Origin of the sequence: Ensifer sp. Root127 (assembly GCF_001425225.1) — a bacterium.
GTDB lineage: Bacteria > Pseudomonadota > Alphaproteobacteria > Rhizobiales > Rhizobiaceae > Ensifer > Ensifer canadensis.
Genome location: NZ_LMDX01000009.1, coordinates 130,323 through 144,121 on the forward strand (window position 1 = coordinate 130,323; position 13,799 = coordinate 144,121).

At 58.2% G+C, this 13,799-nt stretch carries 12 protein-coding genes and 1 pseudogene; 11 read left to right on the top strand and 2 right to left on the bottom strand.

The window, feature by feature from the left end; translation table 11 throughout:
- The first annotated feature begins 58 nt into the window (after positions 1 to 58).
- The 4 genes from ASD03_RS12470 to ASD03_RS12485 all read left to right on the top strand — a co-directional run bounded on the left by ASD03_RS12470 (position 59) and on the right by ASD03_RS12485 (position 4,355).
- Positions 59 to 1,204, top strand: coding sequence for a glycosyltransferase family 4 protein (locus ASD03_RS12470; protein WP_057207730.1), 1,146 nt, complete (start codon positions 59 to 61; stop codon positions 1,202 to 1,204).
- On the top strand, positions 1,182 to 2,156 hold the full coding sequence (locus ASD03_RS12475) for a hypothetical protein (RefSeq protein WP_057207731.1): 975 nt from the start codon (positions 1,182 to 1,184) through the stop codon (positions 2,154 to 2,156). Before ASD03_RS12470 ends, ASD03_RS12475 begins: the two co-directional genes overlap by 23 nt.
- Positions 2,157 to 2,463: 307 nt before the next feature.
- The gene (locus tag ASD03_RS12480) at positions 2,464 to 2,673 is read left to right on the top strand and encodes a 4-oxalocrotonate tautomerase family protein (RefSeq protein WP_057207732.1); all 210 of its coding nucleotides are present in this window, start codon (positions 2,464 to 2,466) and stop codon (positions 2,671 to 2,673) included.
- Between the two features lie 263 nt (positions 2,674 to 2,936).
- Positions 2,937 to 4,355: a hypothetical protein gene (locus tag ASD03_RS12485; RefSeq protein WP_057207733.1), complete on the top strand. Its 1,419-nt coding sequence runs from the start codon at positions 2,937 to 2,939 to the stop codon at positions 4,353 to 4,355.
- A 10-nt stretch (positions 4,356 to 4,365) separates the two neighbouring features.
- On the opposite strand, the gene ASD03_RS12490 is transcribed toward ASD03_RS12485, so the two are convergent.
- Positions 4,366 to 5,676, bottom strand: a complete 1,311-nt coding sequence (locus tag ASD03_RS12490; RefSeq protein ID WP_057207734.1) for an oligosaccharide flippase family protein — start codon at positions 5,674 to 5,676, stop codon at positions 4,366 to 4,368.
- A gap of 274 nt (positions 5,677 to 5,950) precedes the next feature.
- Between ASD03_RS12490 and ASD03_RS12495 the strand changes: the two genes are divergently transcribed.
- From ASD03_RS12495 to ASD03_RS12515, 5 genes are all read left to right on the top strand, one after another.
- Positions 5,951 to 7,195, top strand: a complete 1,245-nt coding sequence (locus ASD03_RS12495; RefSeq protein WP_057207735.1) for a polysaccharide biosynthesis/export family protein — start codon at positions 5,951 to 5,953, stop codon at positions 7,193 to 7,195.
- Positions 7,196 to 7,251: 56 nt separating this feature from the next.
- A complete protein-coding gene (locus ASD03_RS12500) occupies positions 7,252 to 7,944 on the top strand; it encodes a sugar transferase (RefSeq protein ID WP_234907959.1) in 693 nt (230 codons plus the stop codon).
- The gene (locus tag ASD03_RS12505) at positions 7,941 to 8,675 is read left to right on the top strand and encodes a PIG-L deacetylase family protein (RefSeq protein WP_057207737.1); all 735 of its coding nucleotides are present in this window, start codon (positions 7,941 to 7,943) and stop codon (positions 8,673 to 8,675) included. Before ASD03_RS12500 ends, ASD03_RS12505 begins: the two co-directional genes overlap by 4 nt.
- A gap of 25 nt (positions 8,676 to 8,700) precedes the next feature.
- Entirely contained in the window at positions 8,701 to 9,861 is a 1,161-nt protein-coding gene (locus ASD03_RS12510) for a DegT/DnrJ/EryC1/StrS aminotransferase family protein (protein WP_057213882.1), read from the top strand.
- Positions 9,862 to 10,195: 334 nt separating this feature from the next.
- A complete protein-coding gene (locus ASD03_RS12515) occupies positions 10,196 to 11,350 on the top strand; it encodes a glycosyltransferase family 4 protein (RefSeq protein WP_057207739.1) in 1,155 nt (384 codons plus the stop codon).
- Positions 11,351 to 11,358: 8 nt separating this feature from the next.
- Here ASD03_RS12515 and ASD03_RS12520 read toward each other — a convergent pair whose 3' ends face one another.
- The gene (locus ASD03_RS12520) at positions 11,359 to 12,309 is read right to left on the bottom strand and encodes an alpha/beta hydrolase (protein WP_057207740.1); all 951 of its coding nucleotides are present in this window, start codon (positions 12,307 to 12,309) and stop codon (positions 11,359 to 11,361) included.
- A gap of 85 nt (positions 12,310 to 12,394) precedes the next feature.
- On the opposite strand from ASD03_RS12520, the gene ASD03_RS12525 reads away from it, so the two are divergent.
- Positions 12,395 to 12,730 carry a hypothetical protein gene (locus ASD03_RS12525; protein WP_156407951.1) on the top strand — a complete coding sequence of 112 codons (336 nt, stop codon included), beginning with the start codon at positions 12,395 to 12,397 and terminating at the stop codon, positions 12,728 to 12,730.
- Positions 12,731 to 13,009: 279 nt separating this feature from the next.
- A pseudogene (locus ASD03_RS37640) lies at positions 13,010 to 13,418 on the top strand (helix-turn-helix domain-containing protein); the annotation flags it as partial.
- Positions 13,419 to 13,799: the final 381 nt, after the last annotated feature.

Sequence of the window (13,799 nt, forward strand, 5' to 3'; positions counted from 1 at the left end):
CCCTGATCATTCCCAGCCGAGCAAAACCGACGGTGGCACTGTGCGATTGTGAGGAAGCATGCGACTTGCGTTAGTTGAAGCAGGCCTCGGCGCCGGAGGAACGGAACGGGTCGTCAGCCTCATCGTGAAAGACCGCCACGCGCGCGGCGATGAAGTCCATGTATTCGCCTTCAGCTCCGATGAGGATGACATTTACTTTTCCTTGCCAAGCGGCGTGACTGTCCACCGATTGCCGGACGCACGAGAGGGCCCGTTTTCAAGGAGCTCTGTCAAAACCGTCAATCGGATTTTGCGCCTCCGTGCAGAACTCCGGAAGCTTCGCCCGGATGTCGTGCTTTCGTTTCTGACGAAGATCAACATTGTCTCCCTGCTTTCCACGCGCGGCCTAGGCATTCCGGTGCTCGTTTCGGAACGCAACAATCCCGGTGCTCAACCCAAGCATTTTCTCTGGAACATGATCGAACCTTTGGTTCTGAGCCAAGCTCACCGCTTGATCATGCAAACGGAGGCCATTTCCAAGACCCTGCCCACATCGCTGAGGACAAAGGCGGTCGTCATCGGCAATCCTTGTGACCGAAGCCGTATCCTTAAACCTACCCGTAGAGCTTTACGTGTCGTGGCAGTTGGGCGGCTGGTGGATCAGAAGGGCTTTGATACGCTTATTGAAGCCTTTGCCAATGTCTGTGCGGAGGTTCCCGAATGGTGCCTGACGATTTACGGCGAAGGTCCGGACCGACATCAATTGCAAGAGAGGATCCGGGCTCGGCACATGCAGGACAGAATCTCGCTCGCAGGGGTGACGGCAAAGGCCGGCTCCTGGATTGATGACGCCGCCCTATTCGTTCTCAGTTCGCGTTATGAAGGATTTCCCAACGTTCTGATGGAGGCGATGGCGGCAGGGCTGGCGGTTATTTCCACTCGGTGCGACTTTGGTCCGGCGGAGATCATTGAGGACGGGGTGTCAGGTCTTCTCGTTCCCGTCGACGACGTCGACAGTTTAGCGGCAGCATTGAAGCTCTTGATGCTGGACGAAAGCCTGCGCGCAAGCTTTGCGGAAGCCGGCTATCAAACCGTCCTCCGCTTTTCGACCGAAACCATCATGGCAAAATGGGATTCCTGCATCAGGCAGGTGACTGCAGCCAACCGGCGGAGCCAAAGGCGCCCGCTGAGAAGGGGGCGAGATGAACTTCGATCGGGTGAATGACAGCGGAGGAACCGCACCCGCGGACGCAAATTTCGCCGACATACTTATCCATATCGGCTATCACAAGACCGGATCGACCTATCTTCAGGACCATTGCTTCCAGCCCATCAATGGCTACTCCAGCAACATAGGCGGGTCGAGAACGCGCATTGTGAAAGACATCGCATTCCCCGACAATTTCGTCTTCGACCCCTTTGTGTGCCGAAGCCTTTACTTACCCTATATCGACACCGCGCGCGACAATGGCCTGCGCTTCGTCCTTAGCCACGAACGGCTCTCCGGATATCCGCCAAGCGGCGGTTATGATCGCATGCTCATTGCGGACCGGCTCGTGCGTACGTTCCCCGCGGCAAGAATTCTGATCGTGGTGCGAGAGCAGGTATCGCTGATCAGATCGATATATAGCCAGTACATTACCGACGGCGGGGATCTCTCGCTCCAGCGGTTTCTTGAGACGCCTGAACCACAATTAGGACGCATGCCTGGGTTCCGTCTCGAAGTCTACGAGTTCGACCGACTGATCCGGCACTATCAGGATCTCTTTGGCAACGTTCTAGTGCTACCTTTCGAGATGATGGTGCGGGACTTGGAAAGCTTCGTGGGGCAAATCAGCCAGTTCATGGAAATGCCGCCTCCCGCCTCGATCGCAAAGGTCGTCACTAACAGCAGGCGTCCAGTCACGATGCAGTTCGTTCAACGCTTTGCAAACCGTCTCATGAGCAACAACGAACTCAGCCGCGGCGGGATAGTTCAAATCCCCCGCTTCGCGCGGCGTTTCGCACGAATGAAGCCGGTCTTCGAACGCCTAACTCCGCAATCATTTGACGAGCGGCTAAACAGGAAAATTGACCGCAACATACGCGCATTCGTTGCCGGCCATTATCGTGATAGCAACTGCCGTGTTATGGAGCTAACTGGCTTAGATCTTGAAAAATTCGGTTATGCGGTCTGATCGCCGTTTGTAACGTGCCAATCGACGGACAACCTCCGCCCACCTTCTATAAGCATCCTGTTTCTACAACATCGACGGGCTTGTAATGATAATCCGGGAGTGACAGGGGAGGGATAGTTTCGGAGAGTGTAGGATACTGTGGCGTAGGTTTTTCGTAAGCGGTGTCCGCTTACAGCTTGACCGAGCTGCCTATTGCGGTGCCGAGTGATGGAGGACAGGACGGGGATGGCAACCATGCGCCAAGACCAGTCATCATAACAGGCCCCTTTTGAGACAAGAGTCGATCTGGAAACACGGAGGTTAGCCGTTGCCTTACGTAAAAGTTGAGATCGCAAAAGGGATCGCCAGCGTCGATCAGAAGCGCGCTGTCATCCGAAGGATGACAGAGGTTCTTGTCGAAGAGTTGGGCCGCAATCCCGAATATGTCTTTGTCGTGATCGATGAAATAGATACCGATAATTGGGGCAGGAAAGGCGTCACGCTGACCGACTTGTGGCAACAGGCAAAGACGGACTAGCCCGTTGCCCCTTTGGGCCAACTGCAGGCATTTACGCGGCCGGGTGGCGGCATAACTCCGATTGTTGGGTCAAATTCACGGCGCAGTGCGCACCTATGCGCCAGATCCAGTGTTCATGGAAAAAATCGTGAAACCCTCGCACGCTGCGAAAGCGAGTTCGAGGGTAGGCTGGTGCCCTTCGTTGACTTGAGTTAAAACCACTATCGTTCGCCCAGCCTTCTTGTCCCGGCGAACCGATGTGGAGCCTTAGCAGGAGATTTCACATGACAGACGCAGCGAAGGCGGTTTCGAATTCGAATTGTTTGTTGTTTCGCCTGCCTTTCTTTCGTAGGGGCAGTGCGGTCGCCGGCGCTTTCCTTGCGCTGACGTGGGCGGCGGGACTGTCCCTGGCACAGGAACAGCCGGCATTCCCGGGCGCTGAGGGCTACGGAAAGATGGCAACGGGAGGAAGGGGCGGGGCGATCATCCCGGTCACCAACCTCAACGACGCTGGCCCCGGTAGCCTGCGCGCCTGCATCGATCTCAGTGGCCCGCGCAATTGCGTGTTCAAGGTCGGCGGAACCATCAAGCTGAAAAGTTCATTGGTTGTGCGCGACCAGAACGCCAATCTGTCCATTCTCGGCCAGACTGCACCGGGTGGCGGCATCCTGCTGACCATCGACCAGACAAACAGCGAGGGTCTACACACGCCCTTCGTCGTCAAGGGATCAGTCAACGTCATCATCCGTCATCTGCGGATGCGGCCGCAGTTTTCCAATTCGATACCGAATGTTGATGGCGTGACGATCGAGGACAGTCGGCTGGTTTATGTCGATCACGTGTCGACGTCCTGGGCGACGGATGAGAACTTCAACGCCTATGCCACCACGACGGATCTAACCGTTGCCAATTCCCTGTTTGCCGAAGGCCTGAACAAGCACAGCAAATGCGCGCTTCTCGGCTCGGATCCGCGGGGCCCACAAAACATCAGCTTCTGGAAAAATGCTTGTGTTTCCAACAGAGACAGGAACCCGGACAATAACCACTATGGCGGCTCATGCATCGAGATCGTCAACAATCTCTTCTTTAACGCAGCGTCCGAGTGGGGCGAAATATTCTCGCAATTTCCCGGGGGGACGCCGATCTCCTTTGTCGGTAACTACTTCAAGGCAGGCCCGAGTACCAACGAAGTCACCTATGCGATGAACTGGAACGACACGGCCAGTGTCGACAACCCGAAGCTCTACCAAAGCGGCAATGTTACCTGGAGTTTTGGAAAAAAATCGATCGTCGCGATCGCGCCCGACACGCTCGGCTTCGTCGTCGACAAGCCGCCTTGTCCGTTGGCGATTGCCAATCCCGAGCCGGCCGAGGCGGTCTATGCCTCCGTCACGGCGACCGCGGGCGCCTTCCCGCGTGATGGCGTTGACACACGGGTGATCGCCGAAATCGGGCCCATCGGGCAGAAGGGCGGCGGCAAGATGGTCAGCGTGCCGGGTGCCCTGCCGGAAATCGCCAATGGCGAGCCTTATCTCGATTCCGATGTTGACGGCATGGCCGACGCGATCGAGCCGCAGTTTGGTGCCGCAGCGGTCAGCAATGACCCTTGGGTCGACGGCGACGGTAACGGGTGGTCGAACTTCGACGACTTCATGCAGTGGCTTTCTGAAGAGCGCATCGCCGGACGCTATCCCACAGACTGAAGATGTTCGGCTAGATGCGCCGGCGATAAGCCACATACATCATCGCCAGCCACACGACTGACATGACGATATGGGCAACATTCGCGCCCATGGCGCCAATCTGCGGAATGAAGATCAACGCCGTCACGTAAAAGCCCACGACCGAAATCAACACGCTCGTGAGGACTCTGTGTTCCTCTCCTATCGCCAACAGTGCCGAGCGGAAGACGGCACCGACGAGGGTTAGTGTTACGGCAATCGACTGGACAATCACCAGTGGCGCGGCGCCGACGAATTGCGGTCCGGCTGTCCATTTCAGCAGCGGCTCGATCGAGACGTAGAATGCACCTATCATCGCGACGCCGAATGCAAGGAGCAGCCACTGCGTCTGGGACACAGCGCGCCGGAATTCGGCGCTCGCGCCCGCGGCCCATGCGCGAGCGAGTTCAGGATAGAGCACCGTCTGGACCTGGCTACCTGCCTGTTGTGCCAGGCGACCGACGCGCTTGGCGATGTGAAACAGCCCTGCTGAAGCCGGGTCGGCGAGGTAGCCGACCAGCAATGTGTCAAGTTCGTTGGCGCTTGCGCGAATGGTCAGCGAGACATTCGCCGATATCGCGAATTTCCATAGGCCGGGAAAGCGGGTCCGAAGCTGTGCCATTGACGCCGACGCCAGACCGTGAAGCAAGCCTTCGCGCTTGAGGGCAACTAGGGAAAAAGTAACCAGCGAAATGGCGCTCAGGATCTGCGCTGCCATCCAGATCAATGCGAATTCGAACAGCCCAGCACCGGTTATGTAGCCGAGAAAACAGAGGATGACGCGCAAGAGGCTCGAAATTACCTGGCCGTAGGCTAGGGAGGTGAACCTGCCAAAAAGCCTGAGGACCGCGGTCGGCATGCCGGAAAGCTGAAAAGGCAAGACGAAGCAGTAAACGAGTACCAGTTCTTTCACCGGCTCCGAGAGGCCGAAGAAGGGTGCGGCGAGAAGAACCAGCAAGATTGCGATCAGGCAACCGGCGATCGCGGCTGCGACATCGAGAAGGAGTCCAAACTTCAAGATGGCGCGCAGATCGTCGTTACGCCCGGCCTCTTTTGCCTCGCTCCCGAACTTAATGAGCGGCTGCCAGGACTGAAAGCTGACCAGCCGCTCGACCGCCCTTATGTATGCGAAGCACAGCGCTAACATGCCATAGTCGGCCGGACCGAGTGCGCGCGCGGTCAAGGCAAAACCGGCGAGCCCAATGATCGAGCCGAGGAAATTGCCCGTCATCAGATGAGCGACCGCCTGCAGCCTCTCCTTAAGGCTTTTTTCCCGCCTCGCGATGTCGCCGAACGCCTTCATGGCGCGTCGTAGTTTCTTGCGGATCGTCACGCGCGTTCCAGAAGATCATGCCGGGGGCGCCGGCGAGAGAAGGGACAGTCTAGGTAGCTCTTTAGGGGTAATCCATCGGGGTAATAAAAATCGAAATTACTCTCCCTTTCGGGATATGTATTATAATGTTACCGCATCTTTTTATTTTCAACCAAAATCCTTTGACGGCTCGGCGAACGTCAGAATATAGTCGCCAACAATACGATCTCCGAGCGTTGTCTTTTCTTTCGAGAGGCGCAATCGCATGACCGGAATCACGAGCTCATTCGACAGGAGCCTGGCGAGAAGGATTTCCAAATATCTTCTCGCAGCGATCCTGTGTTTTCTGCTCAGCGTGACGACGGGGGGAGGGCTTTCCGCCGACTATCGGCTGTCTACTGGCGATATCCTCACCTTCGACTTCCTGGACGACGCCGAGATTCCCGTGACGGTAACGATTTCGAGCGACGGCGATGCCCAATTTCCTTTGATTGGATCCGTCAAGATCGCTGGATTGACGGTGACCGCGGCCTTGGAAAAATTACGCTCCGAGTACCGTTCCCGGGAAATCCTGATTGATCCAAAGCTTTCGCTCAACATCTCTACGTTTCGTCCGATCTTCGTTCTCGGCGAAGTGCGAAGCCCCGGTTCCTTCCCCTTCTACGGCGGCCTGACGGTAGAACAGGCCGTGGGTCTCGCTGGCGGCACCCAGATCGCATCCGTCAATCCGTCCGACCGGATCGTGGCGCGCGCAAGGCTCCGCGGCGAGATTGAGGGAGCTGACGCGCAAATCGTCTATGAGGCGATTTACGCTGCCCGTCTGGTTGCGCAACTGAAGAACAGCGCGAAGATCGACCTGAAGGACGTGCCGGAAGTCGCCAGGGGATACCTCGCCGACCTGCCTCTCAAAGGGGTTATCGAGGTCGAGGAAAAGATCCTGAGTGCCGATCTCGCCGCCAACAAGTCACAGAGCGCCATTTTGTCGGAAGGAATTGTCCAGGGGCAAGGCGCGATAGACATCCTCGATCAACTTGTGGCTCAACAAAAGGAAGTGGTCGACATCAATGAAAAGGACCTGGCGCGGGTGAGCTCGCTGCGCAAGCGTGAACTCAACACCGAAAGCGACCTTTCACGCGCCAGGAGCAACGCATCGAACGAAAAGTCCCAGTTGCTTGAGACCTTCGCGACGCTTGCCCGTTCACGGCGGGAGCTGAGCGAAATGAAGCTGGAATTCGCCAAGCTCGGGGCGGATCGCGAGAAGGAAATTCTCATGCAACTGCAGGAGCGCGACGTGGAGATCAAGAAACTGATCGCGAGCAGGCAAGCTGCCCAGGAGCAAATTCTGCTGATGGCGGCGGCGAGCGCCGATGAAGCAAACAAATCCAAGATCAGTTACACCTACGAGATCCGCCGCAACCCCGTCGGCGGCAAGCCGGCGAGCATTGAGGCTTCCCCATTAACGGAAATGCTGCCGGGCGACGTCTTGGTGGTGGCAATAACGGGCATGTAAGCAAGCACGGTCACGGCGGCACCGCCGACCAAACAGACGACGTGACGGAGAGCGGATTGAGACGGAACGGCCGACATGCACTCGAGATGGGCCCTATAGCTTTACCAGCTGAAAATGGCCGGGTAGACAGCGTTCTCATCGCCGGCGTGTTGCTTATCCTCTGCCTGCCGCTGATGCTGTTGGCGGCCGCGATTGTATTCGCCACACTCGGTCGGCCACTCATTTTTCGACAATTGCGTGCCGGTCTCGGGGCTAAGCCATTTTCCATCGTCAAGTTTCGTACCATGCGTGAAGGTCGCGATGCGAACGGACACCTGTTGCCCGACCATCTGCGCGCGACGAGACTGACATGGTTTCTGCGACGCACGCGCCTCGACGAATTGCCGCAATTCCTTTCCGTCGCGCGGGGTGAGATGGCCTTCGTCGGACCGCGCCCGCTTGGTCCCACAACCATCGCGGAATTCGGTGAGCTCGGCCGGGTCCGTTGCCGGGTACTGCCCGGCATCACCGGATGGGCGCAGGTCAACGGCAATACACGCCTGTCGAACGAGGAGAAACTGGCGCTCGACATCTGGTATGTCGATCATGCTGGTCGATGGCTCGACACGCGCATCCTCGTCATGACCGTACTCACCCTTGTCGCCGGCGAGAAGCGGAACGACAGGCACTTGGCAGAGGCACGGCGTCATGTCGCCGAACGATACGGCGCCGCCGCGCCTTTCGCACCACTAGGAGAAAGCCATCGATGAGCAAGCGAGCCAAGGCAAAGAGGGGTCCTGCGTTGCCTGTTCCGCTCTCGTTTGGCCGAACCCTGGTGATCGCGCCACACCCGGATGACGAGGTGTTGGGAGCGGGCGGAACGATCGCTCGACTGACCGCGGAAGGCGAGCGGGTGTTCGTGGCGATCGTAACCGAGGGGCGGCCTCCCGCCTTCACTTCGGAAAGCATCGCTCTAGTCAGATCGGAGGCCAATCAGGCCCACGCATTGCTAGGCGTGGAGGAAACATTCTGGCTCGGTTTCGAAGCGGCTGGTCTCGACCTGGCCGGGCATTCCGCCGTCAACAGTGCGCTCTCGGATCTCGTTCGTCTCCTATCTCCCGAGACAGTTCTTCTGCCATTTCCCGGCGACATTCATCGAGATCATCAGTTGGCGTTTCTTTCGGCGTTGGTGGCAAGTCGACCCCACCAGGAAAGCTTCCCTCATCGCATACTGGCCTATGAAACATTGTCCGAGACCAACTGGAACGCGCCCTATCTGACCCCGGGCTTCACGCCGAACGTCTTCGTCGACATCTCCAGCTATTTCGAAAAAAAGCTCGAAGCAATGCAGTGTTTTGCGTCCCAGATCCGCTCGCCGCCACACGAGCGATCGACGAGAACGCTGTCGGCGCTGGCGCAATTGCGCGGTGCGACGGTGATGAGCGAAGCGGCCGAAGCGTTCGTCCTTGTTCGTTGGATGCTGCCACAGACGCGCTCATGACAGGGTGGAGTTCGGGGGGACACAGATGCATCGATGGCCCATCTACGATGAACAGCAGATCGCAGACGTCTGCAACGTGCTGCGAACCGGCGAGGTCAACGCCTGGACTGGACCTCACGTTCGCGCCTTCGAAGCGGCCTATGAACATTATCTGGACATGCGACATGCGATCGCGCTTGCAAACGGAACCGTCGCGCTTGACTTGGCACTTCATGCACTCGACCTGCAGCCCGGCGACGAGGTCGTCGTTACACCCAGGAGCTTTATAGCTTCCGCATCCTGCGTGGTCATGGCCGGGGGTAGGGCGGTGTTCGCCGATGTCGACGAGGAGAGCCAGAACATCACGGTAGAGACGATCGGCCGCTGCCTGTCAAAAAAGACCAGAGGCATTATAGCGGTTCATCTCGCCGGCTGGCCCTGCGACATGCCGGCAATCATGGCGCTGGCGGCCGAAAACGATCTCTGGGTGATCGAGGACTGCGCCCAGGCGCACGGAGCCTCCATAGCAGGCCACCCCGTCGGAACGTTCGGCGAGATCGCCGCATTTTCGTTTTGCCAGGACAAGATAATTTCGACGGGCGGCGAAGGTGGCCTGATCGCACTAAACGACGAGGCCATGTGGAAACGCGCCTGGAGCCGCAAGGACCACGGCAAGAGCTACGATGCCGTGTTCAAGACGGAGCATCCCCCGGGGTTCCGTTGGCTGCATGAGACGATCGGCACCAACTGGCGCATGACGTCGATACAGGCAGTGCTCGGGACGGCGCAGCTCGCCACGCTTGCCGACACTCACGATATCCGTGCGGTCAATGCAGCAATCCTTCACGACGCCATCAAGGATCTGTCGGCGCTTCGCGCCCCAATTCCGCCGCCGGAGTTCGTCCATGCGTGGTATCGCTTCTACAGTTTCGTGAAGCCAGAAATGCTGCGCGACGGATGGAACCGGGATCGGCTTGTGGCGGAGATCAATGGCCGCGGCGTGCCGTGTTTTAGTGGCAGTTGCTCGGAAATCTATCGGGAACAGGCATTCATCAACGTCGGCATGGTGCCGGCGCACCGACTTCCAGTCGCCCGGTCTCTCGGAGAAACGAGCCTGGCCTTTCTGGTGGATCCCAGTTTCGACGAGCAGGCAATGAGGACGATCGCGGACGTCGTCAGGAACGTCGTCGTGGGCGCTACGAAGTGACCGCGTGGAGAGCAGCTCGTTCGCGCATGCAGAGAGCTGCGATCGGTTCGAGCATACGGTCTGCTCGCGACAGAATGGACCGAAACCAGATTCTGCCGGATTTTCGGCGAGAAACGAGGAACGCGTCCGCCAACGCAGCATGAGAGGTCACCCGAACACGCTTGAGATGCCCCTTTGACACCCTGCAAATGCTGCTCATCGGCACCCCCTGACGGCGCACTGAAGCCGTCGCGGGAGCGGGTAAAACAGAATACACTGCAACTGCGATCCGGAATGTAACAACCATCATCTAATTGACCGAGGACGTGTGGAACGCGACGGGGAACATCAACGAATGGCAACGAGCCCGTATTGTGGCGCGCACGACCATCCGGACCAAAAAACGACCAGAACCACGATCGTCGTGCCGGCACTCGGCGCCGGCGGTACCGAGCATGTCGTTAGCCTGGTGGCAAATCACTGGTCACGGCAAGGGCATGAGGTAACCATCATTACCTTCGAGGCCCCGACTTCGGAGGCATATTATCCGATTGATCCGCATATCGATATCTGGCGGCTCGGTGGGGCAGGGCGGCCTCGATCGAACCTTCATTCCGGTCTGATGGCGTTTCGCAGGATGCGAAAGCTTACAGCCGCGCTTCGAGCGTCCCGCCCGACCTTTATCCTCAGTTTCCTCACGCGAACAAACGTTCTCACACTGCTCGCGGGCTGGCGGCTTGGTGTGCCGATCATCGTTTCCGAGCGCAACAATCCCGAACTGCAGCCCGTTGGACGCGGCTGGAAGCGATTGCAGCGATGGCTCTACCCGCGCGCCTTCGGCTTGGTAACGATGACGCGCGGGGCGCTCGAAACCTTTCCACCCATCATGCGCAAGCGTGGCTGGGTCGTTCCTAATGCATCCGATCTGCCGCCGGGTTGGAACAGCAGACGACAGGATAACACGTTGACTGCCGTCGGACGCCTGACCCACCAAAAAGGCTTCGACCTGCTGCTCGAGGCATTCGCCAAAATCGCGCCGGATCTGCCGGAGTGGCATTTGCGCATTTGGGGGGAAGGGGAGGAGCGGGCAAACCTTGAGGCGCAAAGGAACCGGCTTGGTCTTGCCGACCGGGTGAGCATGCCTGGCGTCACGAAGCGGCCAGGAGAATGGGTGGAGACGGCCGACGTGTTCGTGCTCTCGTCTCGCTATGAGGGATGGGGGATTGTGCTGCTGGAGGCGATGGCCGCCGGAATTCCCACCGTGTCGTTTCGGTGCCAATGGGGGCCCGAGGAAATGATCAGCGATGGCGAAGATGGAATCCTGGTCGAACGGGAAGATATCGACGCCCTGGCGACGGCCCTCGGAAGGATCCTGCGGGATCCGCTGCTGCGATACCATCTTGGGCGCGACGCGGAACAAAGTGCGCGGCGGTTCACTCAGGAACGAGTGCTGGCGGAGTGGGACGCGGTGGCCGCCGCGGCAAAAGCCGCTGGAAGGATGAACTCATAAAGAGCCACTCATCCAGAAATTGCCACGTCGCGGGCTCGGGCTATACGGCTATCAAGCTCCTCGAGCCGGCGAACAAAACCGATATTGGCAGGCTGAAGTGCCACGGCCTCGGCAAGCATTTCCCGCGCGGTAGCGAGTTTACTGTCGCGGATGTGACGGTTGGCCCGGTGATATAGGAAATTAACGCGCTCCACGGGCGAGAAGCCCTCGCCAAAGCGAGCCTGCAACCGGTCGGCGCAAGCGGGATGGCGAGCGATTGCCGAGACCGCGATTTGGTAGGGCCTCATGGGTGCGGCGACACGAACCACGCGGGCAAGTTCCCGTAGGCCCGTGAGGTTGTCTGCTCGGCAAGAGTCGATGAGCGAAAGAGCCCGCGCTGTCCCAGTGAAGGCTCGCACGGTGCCATGTCCGGTCATATGGACCGGAACGAGCCGCGTCTCTGCTTGGAGCGCCGCGATCTGCTCCGCGTGCCGGCGATCGACCGAATGGAACGGATCGAAAAAGACATAGCCCCGGCCGGCCGCTTGGTCGGGGGCGATCCCCATACTGGTGTGGAGCTTGGGCGAGAAATGTCGCGTGAACCGGCGATCGAACGTTACCGCATTCGGGTCAATCGAGGCTTGCGGGCAGAAGGCGATGGCGACGGTCGCGTCGAAGCGCCGACGATAACGCAGCGCCGCATAGCCGCCCTGTGAATGACCGTAGAGGACACGCTCCGGCGCGGCACGCAAAATGGGTTGCGCCGCGTCGACCGCCTTAACGATGCTCGCTGCCGGAAACCAATTAGGCCGCCGGCTGATGAAGCCGAGCGCGGCAATGTCGGCTTTTTCGCAAAACCGTTGCGCCCAGAACCGACTGCCGTTCGCCTGCATCTCCATCTCATTAAATGTGACAAGAAGATAAGGCGATGAACCCGCGCGGTGAATTACTTCAATATTCTCGTCGGAATAGATGAGCATGCGGTCTTTCCCTAGCTGACCTCAGTATACTTCAAATTTTGAAACATTTTTTCTTGTCGGGCGAGCCATAGAATATTTGAACTCTTTGAAAACTCAATCCACGGGGCATCGCACCGATCAAAAAAAACACCAAAACAGTGGTGCACCTGGGGCGAAAAAGCTCGCCATGCCGATTGGTGGACGATCGATTGCTGACACAATTCAGTTGCAGCACTGGCTAACACTGGTGCCGGACACAAGGAGCGCGCAGCGCTTGTTAATCAAAGACCTGACTGAGCTTGCAAGCCGTATCACCGGAGAGGCCGACGAGCTGCTGGCGGCAGTTAAGGAAGAGGGTATCCCCCATGGGATTCTCAAGACCATTCGCGGTGTAATCGAGGCACGCGCGACCCATTTGCTGCGCATTACGCAGAGTGCCTGACAGGACAGCCAAATCCGTGTTTCGCCGCTCGAAATGTTCATTCGCTCATTCTAACGCGCGAGGGTAACGGCAAGGTCGGCCATCAGGTTGTCAGCGAGGAAGGACATCCGGTCTTTCGCTCTCTTGGGCCTGCTGTCGATACCGGATCAATACTCTCCAAAAGTGCCATTTGAATCTTCCCGAGTTTAGGGACGCCGCCGGTCTTTTCGGCGCTCGCCCGGGAAGACTGGCGGTACGGCATCTCCGATACTACTCTCGATGGTCGAGAGGGGATTGGCGGTGATCAAACTCGGGGAGATAGTCATAGTCTTAGATTTACACCGGCAGGGCTTGTCGGTGTCTGCGATCGCCAGGCAGACCGGCGTCGATCGAGAGACAATCCGCAAATATATCGAACGGGGCCTTGAGGCACTTGCCTATGGACCGCGGCCTATCCCAGTCTTAGCGGACGGCGGCTCCTGCGGGAGCTGAAGGAACGCGGATATTCCGGCGGCTACACTGCAGTCACGGACTTTCTCAGAGACGTCCGCCGTCCTCCGAACACGGGTTTGAAGTTCGGGTCGAAACGGCTCCCGGCGAACAAGCTCAGGTGGATTTCGCCCAATTCCATGTTGTCTTCACCGATGAGCCGGCAACCCCCAGGATCGTTTGGCTGTTTTCCATGGTGCTGGGCCATAGCCGTCTCATGAAATCCGATCCTTGCTCATGAAAAATGATTCCTAAGAGACAATTTCATGAAAAACGATGACATGCATGCGGACAAACGCCGACCTTCGCCTTGCGCCCTAAGAACTGGCTCGTTTAGTTGGCTGTAATTGTACATACTCATGGGAGGACCATGAACCGCACCGGGTCTGCCGGGCGCGCATTCAACAGCTTCGAAGTTGTGCCACGGCCCGCGTCGACTGGGTCACGCGGACCTGTCTCGGGACCATATTTGTAAGTTCCATAACAAAGCTTACGCGATCTTATCGTGTAGCCGCAAAGTTGAAGTGTCCTGATCCTGCAAAGTAAGAATGTCACTCTCCCCGGGTTTTGATGACCTGGGAGATTGCGGATGGGATTGATT